This is a genomic window from Ruegeria sp. H7 (assembly GCF_056532945.1).
The window spans coordinates 20,139-34,925 of sequence record NZ_JBQFNZ010000013.1 but is presented as its reverse complement, the minus strand read 5'-3'; the positions used below and the strand labels follow the sequence as shown (position 1 = coordinate 34,925).

Genomic DNA, 14,787 nt, shown 5'->3' with positions numbered 1-14,787 from the left:
CAAACGCAAAAGCGTCGGCACGGGATGTCTGCGAATTTACCTGCCTCGAGTTGCGGACCAGTTTAACGGGCCACACCCCAAGTTTGGAGAAAACAGAAGCCTTGCGTCAAGCCCCTGTTCGAAATCTCGCGACGCGGGCGGAAAAGCCGCCCGCGGTCTTTGGGTCAGATGGCGGAACTATGCCCGGCCTTGCTGAGGTCGTAGGCATCGAAGGTCCGCGCGATCATCCGGGTCAGGGCGCGGGCTTCGGGCGGGATGAACAGCCCGTCCTCGGTGATGCGCAGCAACCCGTCAAAGGCTGTATTGGCCGCGCTGTACATGTCGCGCAACTCTTGGACGGTGACGTCGTAGTCGCGCAGAATCTCGGCCGAGTTGATCTTGAAATCGCACATCAGCGTTTCGATCAGCCGGGCGCGCAGCACATCCTGAGCTTTGAACAGATGCCCGCGCGAGGTTGAAAACCGCCCGTCGCGAACCGCCTTGGTATGCGCCGAGGTCGCCGGATTGTTCTGTGCGTAGCCCTGCGGGAAGCGCGAGATCGAACTGGCACCGACCCCAATCAAAACCTCGGCCTGATCGTCGGTATAGCCCTGGAAGTTGCGCTTTAACTGCCCCGCGTTCAAAGCCCGGGTCAGGCCGTCTTCCTGTGTTGCGAAGTGGTCGATCCCGATCTCGGCGTAGTTGTCCCACATGAACAGGCGGCGGGCCGTGTCGAACAGGTCCAGCCGTTGTTCGGGCGTCGGCAGCGCGTCTGATGGAATCAGCTGCTGCCGCTTGGCCATCCACGGCACGTGGGCATAGCCATAAAGCGCCACGCGGTCCGGGCTGAGCGACAGAAGCTTCTGCACGCTTTCGGTCATGCGGGCCTTGGTCTGATGGGGCAGACCGTACAGAATATCGGCATTCAGACTGGTGATGCCGCGCGCGCGGATCATGTCGACCGCTTCGCGGGTGGTGTCATAGCTTTGAATGCGCCCGATGGTCTTTTGAATCTCATCGTCGAAATCCTGCACACCGATCGAGGCGCGGTTCATGCCTGCCTCGGCCAGGGCATCCAGACGCGCATCGTCAATTTCGTTCGGGTCGATTTCGACCGAGAACTCGGCATCCGGGCCCATGGGCACAATGCCCAGGATATGCTGCGCCAGTTCGCGCATCAGGTCCGGGTTCAGCAGGGTTGGCGTTCCACCGCCCCAATGCAGGCGCGACAGCACGACGCCGTCTGGCAGGCGCGCGGCCAGCAAGTCCAGCTCGGCCTTCAGAACATCCACATAGGCAATGACCGGGTTGTCCGTCTGCGTGCCTTGCGTGCGGCAGGCGCAGAACCAGCACAGCCGGCGACAGAAGGGGACGTGGATATATAGCGAGACGGCGCTTCCGGGTTTTATTGCGGAAATCCAGTCGCCATAAAGGTCAGCCCCCACGTCATTGCTGAAGTGGGGGGCGGTTGGGTAGCTCGTGTAACGCGGCACTTTCGCGTCAAATAGTCCAAGCCTTGCCAATTGTGATTTATCTATCATGACGATAACCTTATGAGGCCAACGACTTGGCTGCTTTGACAGAGATCAAGTGGGAACGCGCATGACAATTAAAGCACAGTTCGATCACGCCAATTGCGAAGACTGCCCGATTCGTCACCGGGCCGTCTGTGCACGCTGTGATACGGATGAGTTGGAAGCCCTTGAAGAGATTAAGTATTACCGCAGTTTCGAGGCGGGTCAGACGATCATTTGGTCAGGCGATCAGATGAACTTTGTCGGTTCGGTCGTGTCGGGAATCGCCTCTTTGACCCAAACGATGGAGGATGGCCGGACCCAGATGGTGGGTCTTTTGCTGCCCAGTGACTTTGTGGGTCGACCGGGGCGCGACGCCGCGGCCTATGACGTTCAGGCCACCACGGACGTGGTGATGTGCTGCTTTCGCAAGAAACCGTTCGAGGATCTGATGAACGCGACGCCGCATATCGCGCATCGCCTGTTGCAGATGACATTGGACGAGCTGGACGCCGCGCGCGAGTGGATGCTGGTTCTGGGGCGCAAAACCGCGCGGGAAAAGATCGCCAGCCTGTTGTCGATCATTGCGCGTCGCGATGCCTCGATCACGCAAAAGGGGCTGTCGGAGGCGATTGTCTTTGACCTGCCCCTGACCCGCGAGGCGATGGCCGACTACCTAGGTCTGACGCTTGAGACGGTCAGCCGTCAGATCTCGGCCCTGAAAAAGGACGGGGTGATTGCGTTGGAAGGCAAACGCCACGTGACTATTCCTGACATGGCCCGATTGATGGATGAGGCCGGGGACGATTCGGATGGTGGGTTCCTGGTCTGACCAGATCAGGCACCCGCGTTGGCTAGACCCGATTGGGTTCGCTTTGGCCTAGCTGATCTTGCTGCCCGAGCCTGATGGTGTTCGACCAGCGGTTCCGGGCAGGATCATCTGCATCAGGAAGGTCAACAGGGATGCCGCAGTGGCTCCGACCGCAATCCATCCGAAGTACCACAGCTTACCCGCCAAGGCATCTTCGGCATATGAGGCGGCGAATTGGGTCTGACCGTATTTTGCAACACCAAAAGCGAACGCTGTGAGCACCACGGCAACAGCCAGCCTTGCTACCGGAACCGACACGCGTGCAAGCAGGGTTGCAAGGATCAGCCCGATTAGCGCGCCAAACAGCAGCGTTTTCTGCGACCACCATCGGTGGGCACCCAGAGGCTTGGCGACATCTGCGCCGATAAGAATGGCCAGCATGACCGCAGCGGCAAGGGTTGGGATAAAGGTGCGCATTGTGCCTCCGTCGATTTGAAACCGAGGTAGGGAGTGTCCGCGCACCACGCCAGCATCGTTTCACCGCACTAACGGGCATGTGAAGATGCGGCAGCCCGGGTGGCAGAAGGTGCCGCGAAACGGTTGTACGTTCATGTGCGCCCGAACCTGCAGCCGGTCGTACTTGATGCAGCTTTCAAAGCTCCAGGCCCGCAGCGTGGTTCAGTGGGCCAGAAAAACCGGGACGGCGGATTGTTCCAGCATGTTGCGTGTTGCGCCGCCAAGGATCGCTTCGCGAAAGCGGGAATGGCCATACGCCCCCATGACGATCATGTCGGATTCCGTATCCATCGCGTGCCGGTTCAGAATGTCCGAGACGCGGGTCATTGTCTTGCTCAGCACCTCAATCTCACATTTTACGCCGTGCCGCGCCAGCATCTGGGACAGCATCCCGCCGGGATCGGACCGGTCAGGCCCGTGGCGCGGCGGGTCGATGACCACGATACGGGCCACATCAGCCGCCTTGAGGAAGGGCAGGGCGCGGCGCACGGCGCGCATCGCCTCGATGCTTTCGTTCCACGCGATCATGATGCGCTTGGGCACCGACATCGGACGGGCGGTATTCGGGACGACCAGCACAGGCGCGTGGCCTTCGAACATGGCGGCTTCGATAATCGGTTCGGCCTCGGCGCCGCGATCCTCACCGTACGGATGCGGCAGCACGACCAGATCCGAAAACCGCGCCCGATGTGCCACATGGCGGCCAATATCTGCGATCTGGGCCACACCGCTTTCGGCTGACCAGCGGGCCCCGGTTTTGCGCAGATACTCCTTAGCGAAGGCCAGCAACTCATCCGCTTCGGCATTGGCCCGGCTGAGCGTTTCCTGAAGGATCAACGCATTTGCCCCGGCATAGTAATAGCCTGTCTGACTGCGATCGACGCCCAGACACAGGGCCTCGGCATGACCATCCTGCGCTTCGGCCAGTGCCGCCAACTGGGCAAGCGTGGCCTGTGCGCCCTGTGTTTCGGTCATGATTGTGAGAAGAGATTTATACGCCATATCGACCTCTTGACTTGGGGTCAACGGTCCCCTGCGACCAGATAACCCATTCATAGAGGTATGCGTGTCATAGAAAACGGGTGTCTGTCTTGACTCAGATCAAAGCAGCCCAGGCTGCATTTCTTCAATACAGCAAACAGTCAAAAAGGTTCCGCGCGGCACGCAAATTGCGCGGGGCACGGTAAAGGGACGCAATATGTCGAATTACATCAAGCTGATCGTGCTTGGTCTGGTCGTGGTATTTGCCGCGATCGGGTCCAATTATGCACGCGATTTGGCGTATCAGGTGCATGCGATTCTGGTGATGGTCATCGCCGGCGGTCTGTTCATCTGGACGCTTCGAAACACGGATGAGCCAGATATTCTCACTGATCGCTCGGGCGAGTACATGGATGACGTGATCCGCTACGGCGTGATCGCAACCGCCTTTTGGGGCGTGGTCGGGTTCCTTGCAGGGACCTTTATTGCGTTCCAGCTGGCCTTTCCGGCGCTGAATTTCGAATGGGCGCAGGGCTATCTGAACTTTGGCCGCCTGCGTCCGCTGCACACCTCGGCGGTGATTTTTGCCTTTGGCGGCAACGCGTTGATCGCAACCTCGTTCTATGTGGTTCAGCGTACCAGCGCCGCGCGGCTGTGGGGTGGAAACCTCGCGTGGTTCGTGTTCTGGGGCTATCAGCTGTTCATCGTGCTGGCTGCTACCGGATACGTTCTGGGCGGAACCCAGTCCAAGGAATATGCCGAGCCGGAATGGTATGTTGACCTGTGGCTGACCGTCGTCTGGGTCGCTTATCTGGCGGTCTATCTGGGCACGATCATCAAGCGGAAAGAGCCCCATATCTATGTGGCAAACTGGTTCTACCTGGCCTTCATCGTCACCGTCGCCATGCTGCACCTGGTCAACAACATGACCATCCCGGTCAGCATCTGGGGTTCGAAATCGGTCATCGTCTGGTCGGGCGTGCAAGATGCCATGATCCAGTGGTGGTACGGCCACAACGCCGTGGGCTTTTTCCTGACCGCCGGTTTCTTGGGCATGATGTATTACTTCATCCCGAAACAGGCCGAACGTCCGGTGTTTTCGTACAAGCTGTCGATCATCCACTTCTGGGCGCTGATCTTCCTGTATATCTGGGCCGGTCCGCACCACCTGCACTATACCGCGCTGCCGGATTGGGCCTCGACGCTGGGCATGGTGTTCTCGGTGATCCTGTGGATGCCGTCCTGGGGTGGCATGATCAACGGCCTGATGACCCTGTCGGGCGCGTGGGACAAGCTGCGTACCGACCCGGTGATCCGGATGATGGTGATCTCGGTCGGTTTCTACGGCATGTCCACCTTCGAGGGTCCGATGATGTCGATCCGTGCCGTGAACAGCCTGTCTCACTATACCGACTGGACCATTGGTCACGTGCATTCGGGTGCGCTGGGCTGGAACGGCATGATCACATTCGGTGCGCTGTACTTCCTGGTGCCTGTCCTGTGGAAGCGTGAGCGTCTCTACTCGCTGCAAATGGTCAGCTGGCACTTCTGGCTCGCCACCATCGGCATCGTGCTCTACGCCGCGTCGATGTGGGTGACCGGTATCATGGAAGGCCTGATGTGGCGCGAAGTGGATGCCAACGGCTTCCTGGTGAACTCGTTCGCCGACACTGTGGCGGCCAAGTTCCCGATGTATGTGGTGCGCGGTCTGGGCGGGGTCATGTTCCTCGCTGGGTCGGTGATCATGTGCTACAACCTGTGGATGACTGTGCGGAAAGCGCCGGCCCGTGAGGCCAGCCTGACCGTCGCGGTCCCGGCTGAATAAGGAGGGCCGGAGCAATGGCAATTCTCGACAAACATAAGATCCTCGAGACCAACGCGACCCTCCTGCTGATCTTCAGCTTTCTGGTCGTGACCATCGGTGGAATCGTACAGATTGCACCTCTGTTCTATCTTGAGAACACCATCGAGAAGGTGGAGGGCATGCGCCCTTACACCCCACTCGAAATGGCGGGTCGCGAGATTTATCTGCGCGAAGGCTGCTATGTCTGCCACAGCCAGATGATCCGCCCGATGCGGGACGAGGTCGAACGTTATGGCCATTACTCGCTGGCGGCTGAATCGATGTATGACCACCCGTTCCAGTGGGGGTCCAAGCGTACCGGGCCTGATCTGGCTCGCGTCGGTGGCCGTTACTCGGACGACTGGCATGTGCGCCACCTGCGCGATGCGCAATCGGTGGTGCCGGAATCGGTGATGCCGAAATATGGCTTCCTGGAACGCCGCAAGATCGACGGTGAATATATCGGCGACATCATGGCGGCAAACGCCGTGGTCGGCACGCCCTACACCGAAGAAATGCTGGAAAACGCCGTGGCCGACTTCCGCGCGCAGGCTGATCCGGACAGCGACTATGACGGGCTGCTGGAGCGTTATGGCGACAAGGTCAATGTGCGCAACTTCGACGGTCAGTCTGATCTGACCGAGGCCGATGCGCTGATTGCCTATCTGCAGATGCTGGGCACACTGGTCGATTTCTCGACCTTCACCCCGGCAGCCAGCCGATAACAGGAGGGTATGATGGAAGAATATACACTCTTACGGCAATTCGCGGATAGCTGGATGCTGCTGCTGCTGTTCACCTTCTTTCTTGGCATCGTGGTTTGGGTTTTCCGCCCCGGTGCCAGCAAGGAATACAAGGACACCGCCAACATCCCGTTCCGGCACTCCGATGCCCCCGCCCAGCAAGACAAACCCGCCACACCCAAGGAGGCGCGGCCATGAGCAAGACACCTGAAAAACAGCCGGGCGATCCGAATACAACCGGTCACAGCTGGGACGGGATCGAGGAATTCGACAACCCGATGCCCCGCTGGTGGTTGTGGACCTTCTACGCCACGATCTTCTGGGGCGTGATCTACACCATCATGTATCCGGCCTGGCCGCTTGTGCAATCGGCAACGGCGGGTGTGACGGGCTGGTCCTCGCGCGCTGAGGTGCAAAAGGAACTGGTCGCGTTTGAAGAGGCCAACGCGCCTTTGAACGCCCAATTGGTGGATACGCCGCTCGACGATATCTCGAAGGATGCTGAGCTTCAGCAATATGCCGTCAACGCGGGCAGCGCCGTGTTCCGTACCTGGTGCGCGCAGTGTCATGGTTCGGGTGCGCAGGGCGCGCCGGGCTTCCCGAACCTGCTGGATGACGCATGGCTGTGGGGCGGCACGATGGAGGATATCCATTTTACCGTCAGCTATGGCATCCGGAACGAAGAAAGCGACGATGCGCGCTATTCCGAGATGCCGGCCTTTGGTGAGATCCTCGAGAAGGAAGAGATCACCCAGGTGGTTCAGTACGTCATGTCGCTGACCAACGCGCAGACCGACGATGCGGCTGCACAGGCGGGCAAGGTTGTGTTCGAAGACAACTGTTCGGCCTGTCACGGCGAAAACGGTCAAGGCGACATGTTCCAGGGTGCTCCGAACCTGACGGATGCGATCTGGCTGTACGGCGGCAGCGAAGAGGCGCTGACCGAGACCGTGACCTATAGCCGTTTTGGCGTGATGCCGAACTGGGATACCCGCCTGACCGAGGCGCAGATCCGCGCCGTATCCGCATATGTCCACCAGTTGGGCGGCGGTCAGTAAGCGCAAAAGAATACCTGTGGGCGGTTCGCTGCCCACAGGTCCCGGCACCGGCTGTTCCATCTGTTCGCGCGTTTCCTGAACAGCCGGTGCCTATTTCAGGTCTGAGGACAGGACTGCCCCGAGGGCAGATGTGTCAGAACCCTGCTTGTGTCTTTCTGAACCGATCTGGGCGCGTGTTTCGACAAAGAATGACCCACCGGCGGCAAGGCGATTAGCTTTGGTTTTGCCTCTGAGTGCGCGGCATGGGTGGTTGCCGGTCGGTGCAGTCTGGTCGCGTTCAATATCGCTTTGGCATAAATCGAGAGCATGGGTTCCCTCCTGTCGCGGTGTTGCGGATAACAACAAGATTGTGTTCTCCGGCAAAAAATGCGACCCAATTAGCGTTCCAAAATGTAAGCAAGGATTACACGTGAATTGGCTGAAGCTACCCCCGCTGGCCTCATTAAGGGCCTTTTCTGCCTTTGCAGAGAGGGGCGGCGTCGTTCAGGCTGGCGAGGCCTTGAATGTTAGCCATGCTGCCATAAGCCAGCAATTGCGCGCGCTTGAGAAACATATGGGCGTCGCATTGGTACAGCGTGGCGGCAAATCCCTGTCCTTGACCGCCGAAGGCGAACATCTGGCCCGCGCCCTGCATCTGGGTTTTGAATCCATCGGCACCGTTGTGGAAGAGCTTATGAAATCGGGCGAGGCGCGTCCGGTGCACGTATCGCTGACCTCAAGTTTTGCGGCGTCGTGGCTGATGCCGCGTTTGCCGGCGTTTCAGGCCGAATACCCACAGATCAACCTGGCGATTGACCCATCGCCGCATCTGGTTGCCTTGACGCCCGGCGGCGTCGATGTCGCGATCCGCTACGGGGCGGGCGGATGGTCGGGTGTCGAGTCCGAGATGTTGCTGGAAACACCCTTTGTCGTTGTCGCTGCCCCCGTCCTGTTGGGGGGCAAAACCAGCTGGACGCCAGAAGAACTGGCCCATTTGCCTTGGCTGGAGGAGTTGGGAACAACCGAGGCGTCCACATGGCTTGCCAAGCGGGGGGTGACTCATCCGCCTTTGGCCGGGCGTATGTCTTTGCCCGGAAACCTGCTGCTGGATGGGCTGCGTGCCGGTCAGGGCGTCACCGCAACGGTGCGACATTTCGTCGAAAACGACATCCGCGCCGGGCGTCTGATCGAGCTGCATTCCGAGCCGGACCCCAGCGGATACCATGTTTTAACTGCAAAAACGCCGCTTAGGCCCGCTGTGAAGACATTTGTGACCTGGTTGAAGCGGCAATCTGGTAGCATGTGATAAAAGATGTTTGTTCGATGCGCGTTTTGACCCATGTCAAAGTTTGCGCGGACATGATCTGGAAGAAGACGCTAGCAGAAGACCCATTTGGAGCCAGCCAGTGAGCGATTCCGATCCCGCCCCCAGCTTGTATGCCGCGCGCGAGCCGATTTTCCCAAGACGCGTATCCGGCCCGTTTCGGAACCTGAAATGGATCATCCTGATTGTCACGCTGGGTATCTACTATGTGACCCCGTGGATCAGATGGGATCGCGGGCCCAGCCTGCCGGATCAGGCGGTGCTGCTGGATCTGGCCAACCGGCGGTTTTATTTCTTCTGGATCGAGATCTGGCCGCATGAGTTTTACTTTGTGGCCGGGCTTTTGATCATGGCCGGTCTTGGGTTGTTCCTGTTCACCTCGGCCCTTGGTCGCGTCTGGTGCGGTTATGCCTGCCCGCAAACGGTCTGGACCGACTTGTTCATACTGGTCGAGCGCTGGATCGAAGGGGACCGAAACGCGCGATTGCGCCTGCACCGGCAAGAGAAGATGGACTTTCGCAAGGCGCGGTTGCGGCTGACGAAGTGGACGGCCTGGTTTCTGATCGGCCTCGCAACCGGCGGGGCCTGGGTGTTCTACTTCGCCGACGCGCCCACATTGCTGCGCGATCTGGTCACCGGCAATGCGCACCCCGTGGCCTACACGACCGTTTTGATCCTGACTGGTACGACCTTCCTGTTTGGCGGTTTTGCCCGTGAACAAATCTGTATCTACGCCTGCCCCTGGCCGCGCATTCAGGCCGCGATGATGGACGAAGACACTCTGGTCGTCGGCTACCGCGAATGGCGGGGTGAGCCGCGCGGCAAAGGCAAACGCACTGCCGATTCCGAGTTGGGCGATTGCATCGACTGCATGGCCTGCGTGAATGTCTGCCCCGTGGGGATCGACATTCGGGATGGCCAGCAGTTGGAATGCATCACCTGTGCGCTGTGCATCGACGCCTGTGATGACATGATGGCCAAGATCGGCAAACCGCGTGGGTTGATCGACTATATGGCGCTGAGCGATGAGGCCAACGAACGCTCGGGTAAGCCGCCCAAGAATGTGTGGAAGCACATCCTGCGGTTCCGGACGATCATGTATACGGCGCTGTGGTCACTGGTTGGGTTCGCGTTGCTGTTCGCGCTGTTCATCCGGTCCGATATTGATCTGACGGTTGCACCTGTTCGCAACCCGACCTTCGTGACCTTGTCCGACGGCACCATCCGAAACACCTATGATGTGCGTCTGCGCAACAAACACGGCGAAGACCGCCTGTTCAGCCTGTCGCTTGCCGGTGATCCGTCGATGCGGTTGGAGATTGAGGGCACAAACCTGCATACTGTGAATGTCACGGCCGACACAGCACAGTTGGTGCGCGTGTACATCACCGCCTCTCGCGATGCTGGCCCAGCGGGGGCGGAAACGACGCCGGTTCGGATTTGGGTCGAAGACATCACCAGCGGCGAGCGCGCCTACAAAGACACCACGTTCAATGGCCGAGGGAACGGATCATGACAGAACGCAAATTCACCGGGAAGCACGCTTTGGCGATTTTCGTCGGCGCCTTTGGGGTGATTATCGCCGTAAACCTGCTGCTGGCCTATAACGCGGTGAAAACATTTCCGGGGCTCGAGGTTAAGAACTCTTACGTCGCCAGCCAGGAATTCAATGAGCGGTTGAAGGAACAACAGGCGCTGGGCTGGGAGGTCCGGGCCGAGACCAAGGGTGGCCTGCTGATCCTGCACATTACCGATGCCACGGGTGCCCCGGTTCAGGTGGCCGAATTGCGGGCGGTCGTGGGTCGCGCGACCCATGTAAAGGATGATTTCTCGCCGGATTTTACCTTTGACGGTATCGCCTATGCGACGCCTGCGACGCTGGGCAAGGGGAATTGGAATATCCGCCTTGTGGCACGCGATCATGCAGGGGCCGAGTTCACGCAGCGCGTACCGCTGTATGTGAAAGGCTAACGGAGTGACGGCGCAAATCACATCCGGGACGGCGGCTTGCCCGGGGTGCATTGCGACCCCGGCGGAACCGGCGCGTCCGATCCCCGAGGATGTTCAGATTGCGCTGTCCTTGCCGGGCATCCACTGCTCGGCCTGTATTGCGAATGTCGAACGCGCATTGAACGCGCATCCCGGTGTCGAAGATGCGCGGGTCAACCTGACCCTGAAGCGCGCCATGATCAAAGCCGCGCCCGAGACGCGGGCAGCGGAGCTGATCCCCGTGCTGGAACGCGCCGGGTATGAGGCGCATGAGCTGGATCCGGGCGCCCTGTCCGCGACCAGTGCGGATAAGGCGGGTCGGGATCTGCTGATGCGGCTGGCGGTGGCCGGTTTCGCCTCGATGAACGTGATGTTGTTGTCGGTGTCGGTCTGGTCAGGGGCGGCGGACGCGACGCGCGACATGTTCCATTGGATTTCAGCCGCCATTGCCTTGCCTGCCATTGCCTTTTCGGCGCAGCCGTTCTTTGCCAATGCGTGGTCGGCCTTGCGGGTTCGTCGCCTGAATATGGACGTGCCGATTGTGCTGGCCATCCTGTTGGCTTTGATGACGTCCCTTTGGGAAACGGCCCTGAGCGGTGAACATGCCTATTTCGACGCCGCCCTGACCCTGACCTTCTTCCTGTTGGCCGGGCGGTATCTGGATTACCGGACCCGTGCCGCCGCGCGGTCCGCGGCCGAGGAACTGACCGCTCTTGAGGTGCCGCGCGCCATCCGCGTGATCGACGGGGTCGAGGAAGAGGTTGCCGTGTCAGCCCTGACCGCGGGCGATCTGATCCTCGTGCGGCCCGGTGGGCGCATGCCCGTGGACGGCCAGATCGTCTCGGGGCGGTCCGAGCTGGACCGGTCTTTGCTGACTGGTGAAACCCTGCCGGTCTTTGCCGAAGCGGGCCAGAACGTCAGCGCGGGTGTGGTCAACCTGACCGGCCCGCTGACCATCCGGGCCACGGCGGTGGGCGAAGATACCTCACTCCACCGGATGGCCGATCTGGTTGCCATCGCGGAATCCGGGCGGTCCCGGTACACGTCGCTGGCGGATAAGGCAGCCAAGCTTTACGCGCCGGGCGTTCACATTCTGTCGGCACTCAGCTTCGTTGGTTGGTACATCTATTCCGGCGATCTGCGCACCGCGTTGAACATCGCGGCGGCGGTGTTGATCATCACCTGCCCCTGCGCCTTGGGGCTGGCTGTGCCTGCGGTGACGACAGCCGCGTCGGGCCGGTTGTTCCGCAAGGGTATGCTGATCAAGCACGCCACCGCTCTGGAGCGTCTGGCCGAGGTCGATACGGTTGTGTTCGACAAGACTGGCACGCTGACCTCCGGCGCGCCGGAACTGACCAATCTGGGCGACCATTCCCGCGCTGACCTGGAAATTGCGTTGGCCTTGGCCGAGGCATCAGCCCACCCGCTTTCGGTCGCATTGGCGCAGGCAGCACGTGCCGCCGGGGTTAAACCTGCCGCAGTGAAAGAAATCGTCGAAGTACCCGGATATGGCACCGAAGGCCTGTATCGCGATCAGCGTGTCCGACTGGGCCGCGCGGCCTGGGTCGGAGGGGCGCAAGGGGCTCAGACCTCGGCCTGGCTTTCAATCGGATCAAACCCACCCGTGCCCTTCACATTCTCGGACGCCCTGCGCCCCGGCGCAGCAGAAGCGGTCGAGGCGTTTGCGCGGTTGGGCAAGCAAATCATCCTGATCTCGGGCGATTCCAAGGGCTCCGTTCAGGCCTTGGCCGATAAGCTGGGTATCGAAAACTGGATTGCCGAGGCGCTGCCTCAGGACAAAGCGCGGCGCATTCAGGAGCTCAGCGATCAGGGGCGGCATGTCCTGATGGTGGGCGATGGTCTGAATGACACGGCGGCGCTGGCTGCGGCGCATGTCTCGATCTCTCCGGCTTCTGCTTTGGACGCCGCGCGGGTGGCTTCCGATATCGTTCTGTTGGGCACCGATCTGTCGCCCATCGCGGATGCCTGCGACACCGCCGTCAAAGCCACCAAACGGATTCGCGAAAACTTTCGCATTGCCACCGTGTATAACGTGATCGCGGTGCCGCTGGCGGTGATCGGCTTGGCGACCCCCCTGATCGCGGCCTTGGCGATGTCGACCTCGTCCATTACCGTATCCCTGAACGCCCTGCGGCTGAGGTAACCCCGAATGGAAGTACTGGCCTATCTGATCCCGATTTCCCTGTTTCTGGGGGGTGTTGGCCTGGTCGCGTTTGTCTACACCGTCCGTTCGAACCAGTATGAAGATCCCGAAGGTGACGCCCGTCGAATTCTCAGCGATGAATGGGACGACAAGCCCAAGCCGTAACCGGGTCGCATCGCCCAGGCAGAGTTGATCCGAACCGCCCTTGAAATTGCCGCAATGCCCGGCTATGTCCGGCCTATCCGCTAGCAGAGAGATCAAGCCACATGGCCACCACCAACCCGATCCAGTTCATTCAGCAAGTCCGTGCCGAAGTCTCCAAGGTCGTCTGGCCGACCCGGCGTGAGGTGCTGTTGACCACGGTCATGGTGTTCATCATGGCGGCGCTGACGGCTGTGTTCTTTGCGCTGGTCGATCTGGGCATTCGCGGCGGCTTGCAACTGATCCTGGGCGCGTTCAGCTAAGCCGGTCCGGGCGGGCGGAAACGCCACTGCCCCCTTGCACAGCACGGCGTGTCAGAGTAGGTGACATGACTATTCGGAATGGGCGTGCGGCGAATCAGGTTGCGCGCCGCTTTTTATTCCGGGTCACGCGATAGAATTTCAATGAAGGGCGCTTGCACCGCCCTGACGGCAAACAAGGACGACAGGTTCATGGCGAAACGGTGGTACTCGGTCAGCGTTCTTTCGAATTTCGAAAAGAAGATCGCAGAGCAGATCCGCACGTCGGTGGCTGAACAGGGCCTTGAGGACGATATCGACGAGGTTCTGGTGCCCACCGAAGAGGTGATCGAGGTGCGCCGGGGCAAGAAAGTCACGACCGAACGCCGTTTCATGCCCGGCTACGTTTTGGTGCATATGGAAATGTCCGATCAGGGCTATCACCTGATCAACTCGATCAACCGCGTCACCGGTTTCCTGGGCCCGCAGGGCCGCCCGATGCCCATGCGCGACGCCGAGGTGAACCAGATCCTCAACCGCGTTCAGGAAGGCGAAGAAGCGCCCAAGCTGATGATCAGCTTTGAGGTGGGTGAAAAGGTCAAGGTCAACGACGGCCCGTTCGAGGATTTCGACGGCATGGTCGAAGGCGTGGACGACGAAGCACAGAAACTGAAGGTCTCGGTTTCGATCTTCGGTCGGGAAACGCCGGTGGAACTGGATTTCACTCAGGTCACGAAGCAGAGCTAAGCTGGCTCTCAACGATTTTTGAAACGCCGCGATGCTTGGGCTCGTGGCGTTTTTTTGTTTGTAGACCAAGCAGTCTTTAGCTGCGTTTGGCCTGAACCATCACCCAGTCGGGCAATCGCAGGTCCCAGCGAATGACGGCGGCCCGCATGGCGAAAATCAAGGTTGCGCAGACGACGCCTGACACGGTCGAGTGCTCCGGAACCAGATACAGCAGCAGGACATAAAGGGCGCATCCGACGGATACCGGAAACGCATAGATGTCCCGGCTCATGAGCAATGTGGGTTGCCCGGCCAGCACGTCGCGTATGATGCCGCCGCCAACGGCCGTAACCACCCCGAGGATCACAGGCCCGACCGGCAAGCCGAACCCCAACCCCCAGGCCTTGTTTGCGCCTTGAATTGCAAACAGCGCCACGCCGAGGCCGTCGGTATATAGCATGAGGCGGTAAACAGACTCCTGCCGGGCAAATCTGTAGGCATAAACGGTCACAAGACTGGCGATGAGCGCCACCCAGATATAGTTCGGATCCATCGACCAGAATACCGGCGCATCCAGCACCATGTCGCGAATGGTGCCGCCGCCAATCGCGGTCACGATCCCCAAAAGCAGGCGCTGTAGATGTCGATGCCCCGCGGGGCGACCGCCAGCACGGCGGTGATTGCAAAGGCCGCCATGCCGACCAGGCCGATCAGGTATTG

The 14,787-nt window shown here is 60.2% G+C and carries 16 protein-coding genes; 12 read left to right on the top strand and 4 right to left on the bottom strand.

Annotated features, from left to right (window positions below; all coding sequences use genetic code 11):
* Positions 1-164: 164 nt before the first annotated feature.
* Complete coding sequence (gene hemN / locus ACR0AC_RS20145; protein WP_480875674.1) at positions 165-1,520, bottom strand: oxygen-independent coproporphyrinogen III oxidase; 1,356 nt, start codon at positions 1,518-1,520, stop codon at positions 165-167.
* A gap of 61 nt (positions 1,521-1,581) precedes the next feature.
* On the opposite strand from hemN, the gene fnrL reads away from it, so the two are divergent.
* Complete coding sequence (gene fnrL, locus ACR0AC_RS20140) at positions 1,582-2,325, top strand: transcriptional regulator FnrL (RefSeq protein WP_480627311.1); 744 nt, start codon at positions 1,582-1,584, stop codon at positions 2,323-2,325.
* A 48-nt stretch (positions 2,326-2,373) separates the two neighbouring features.
* Here fnrL and ACR0AC_RS20135 read toward each other — a convergent pair whose 3' ends face one another.
* The gene (locus tag ACR0AC_RS20135) at positions 2,374-2,781 is read right to left on the bottom strand and encodes a hypothetical protein (protein ID WP_480875670.1); all 408 of its coding nucleotides are present in this window, start codon (positions 2,779-2,781) and stop codon (positions 2,374-2,376) included.
* Between the two features lie 201 nt (positions 2,782-2,982).
* Complete coding sequence (locus tag ACR0AC_RS20130; protein ID WP_170455085.1) at positions 2,983-3,822, bottom strand: universal stress protein; 840 nt, start codon at positions 3,820-3,822, stop codon at positions 2,983-2,985.
* A 196-nt stretch (positions 3,823-4,018) separates the two neighbouring features.
* Here ACR0AC_RS20130 and ccoN point away from each other — a divergent pair, with 196 nt between their 5' ends.
* From ccoN to nusG, 11 genes are all read left to right on the top strand, one after another.
* The gene (ccoN, locus tag ACR0AC_RS20125) at positions 4,019-5,626 is read left to right on the top strand and encodes a cytochrome-c oxidase, cbb3-type subunit I (protein WP_480875667.1); all 1,608 of its coding nucleotides are present in this window, start codon (positions 4,019-4,021) and stop codon (positions 5,624-5,626) included.
* A gap of 14 nt (positions 5,627-5,640) precedes the next feature.
* Positions 5,641-6,369 (top strand): cytochrome-c oxidase, cbb3-type subunit II, encoded by a 729-nt coding sequence (gene ccoO, locus ACR0AC_RS20120; RefSeq protein WP_170455081.1) that lies wholly within the window; start codon positions 5,641-5,643, stop codon positions 6,367-6,369.
* Positions 6,370-6,381: 12 nt separating this feature from the next.
* Positions 6,382-6,585 (top strand): cbb3-type cytochrome c oxidase subunit 3, encoded by a 204-nt coding sequence (locus tag ACR0AC_RS20115; protein ID WP_170455079.1) that lies wholly within the window; start codon positions 6,382-6,384, stop codon positions 6,583-6,585.
* A complete protein-coding gene (gene ccoP / locus ACR0AC_RS20110; RefSeq protein ID WP_170524053.1) occupies positions 6,582-7,445 on the top strand; it encodes a cytochrome-c oxidase, cbb3-type subunit III in 864 nt (287 codons plus the stop codon). Before ACR0AC_RS20115 ends, ccoP begins: the two co-directional genes overlap by 4 nt.
* A gap of 409 nt (positions 7,446-7,854) precedes the next feature.
* The gene (locus ACR0AC_RS20105) at positions 7,855-8,730 is read left to right on the top strand and encodes a LysR family transcriptional regulator (RefSeq protein WP_480875664.1); all 876 of its coding nucleotides are present in this window, start codon (positions 7,855-7,857) and stop codon (positions 8,728-8,730) included.
* Positions 8,731-8,830: 100 nt separating this feature from the next.
* Positions 8,831-10,264, top strand: a complete 1,434-nt coding sequence (ccoG, locus tag ACR0AC_RS20100; protein ID WP_170455073.1) for a cytochrome c oxidase accessory protein CcoG — start codon at positions 8,831-8,833, stop codon at positions 10,262-10,264.
* Complete coding sequence (locus tag ACR0AC_RS20095) at positions 10,261-10,719, top strand: FixH family protein (protein WP_480875661.1); 459 nt, start codon at positions 10,261-10,263, stop codon at positions 10,717-10,719. The genes ccoG and ACR0AC_RS20095 overlap by 4 nt, the downstream gene beginning before the upstream one ends.
* 4 nt (positions 10,720-10,723) lie before the next feature.
* Positions 10,724-12,901, top strand: coding sequence for a heavy metal translocating P-type ATPase (locus tag ACR0AC_RS20090; RefSeq protein ID WP_480875658.1), 2,178 nt, complete (start codon positions 10,724-10,726; stop codon positions 12,899-12,901).
* Between the two features lie 6 nt (positions 12,902-12,907).
* Positions 12,908-13,066, top strand: coding sequence for a cbb3-type cytochrome oxidase assembly protein CcoS (ccoS, locus tag ACR0AC_RS20085; RefSeq protein ID WP_170455067.1), 159 nt, complete (start codon positions 12,908-12,910; stop codon positions 13,064-13,066).
* A gap of 101 nt (positions 13,067-13,167) precedes the next feature.
* Complete coding sequence (gene secE, locus ACR0AC_RS20080) at positions 13,168-13,365, top strand: preprotein translocase subunit SecE (RefSeq protein ID WP_050605011.1); 198 nt, start codon at positions 13,168-13,170, stop codon at positions 13,363-13,365.
* 189 nt (positions 13,366-13,554) lie between these two features.
* Complete coding sequence (gene nusG / locus ACR0AC_RS20075) at positions 13,555-14,088, top strand: transcription termination/antitermination protein NusG (RefSeq protein ID WP_008758130.1); 534 nt, start codon at positions 13,555-13,557, stop codon at positions 14,086-14,088.
* 76 nt (positions 14,089-14,164) lie between these two features.
* Here nusG and ACR0AC_RS20070 read toward each other — a convergent pair whose 3' ends face one another.
* A complete protein-coding gene (locus ACR0AC_RS20070; protein WP_480627309.1) occupies positions 14,165-14,683 on the bottom strand; it encodes a trimeric intracellular cation channel family protein in 519 nt (172 codons plus the stop codon).
* Between the last annotated feature and the right edge of the window lie 104 nt (positions 14,684-14,787).

Bases quoted from the DNA above. Each gene is read 5' to 3' on its own strand.
- fnrL (WP_480627311.1), top strand. From the start codon at position 1,582: ATGACAATTAAAGCACAGTTCGATCACGCCAATTGCGAAGACTGCCCG.
- ACR0AC_RS20115 (WP_170455079.1), top strand. From the start codon at position 6,382: ATGGAAGAATATACACTCTTACGGCAATTCGCGGATAGCTGGATGCTG.
- ACR0AC_RS20130 (WP_170455085.1), bottom strand. From the start codon at position 3,822: ATGGCGTATAAATCTCTTCTCACAATCATGACCGAAACACAGGGCGCA.
- ACR0AC_RS20095 (WP_480875661.1), top strand. From the start codon at position 10,261: ATGACAGAACGCAAATTCACCGGGAAGCACGCTTTGGCGATTTTCGTC.
- ccoS (WP_170455067.1), top strand. From the start codon at position 12,908: ATGGAAGTACTGGCCTATCTGATCCCGATTTCCCTGTTTCTGGGGGGT.
- ccoP (WP_170524053.1), top strand. From the start codon at position 6,582: ATGAGCAAGACACCTGAAAAACAGCCGGGCGATCCGAATACAACCGGT.
- hemN (WP_480875674.1), bottom strand. From the start codon at position 1,520: ATGATAGATAAATCACAATTGGCAAGGCTTGGACTATTTGACGCGAAA.
- ACR0AC_RS20135 (WP_480875670.1), bottom strand. From the start codon at position 2,781: ATGCGCACCTTTATCCCAACCCTTGCCGCTGCGGTCATGCTGGCCATT.
- nusG (WP_008758130.1), top strand. From the start codon at position 13,555: ATGGCGAAACGGTGGTACTCGGTCAGCGTTCTTTCGAATTTCGAAAAG.
- secE (WP_050605011.1), top strand. From the start codon at position 13,168: ATGGCCACCACCAACCCGATCCAGTTCATTCAGCAAGTCCGTGCCGAA.
- ccoO (WP_170455081.1), top strand. From the start codon at position 5,641: ATGGCAATTCTCGACAAACATAAGATCCTCGAGACCAACGCGACCCTC.
- ccoN (WP_480875667.1), top strand. From the start codon at position 4,019: ATGTCGAATTACATCAAGCTGATCGTGCTTGGTCTGGTCGTGGTATTT.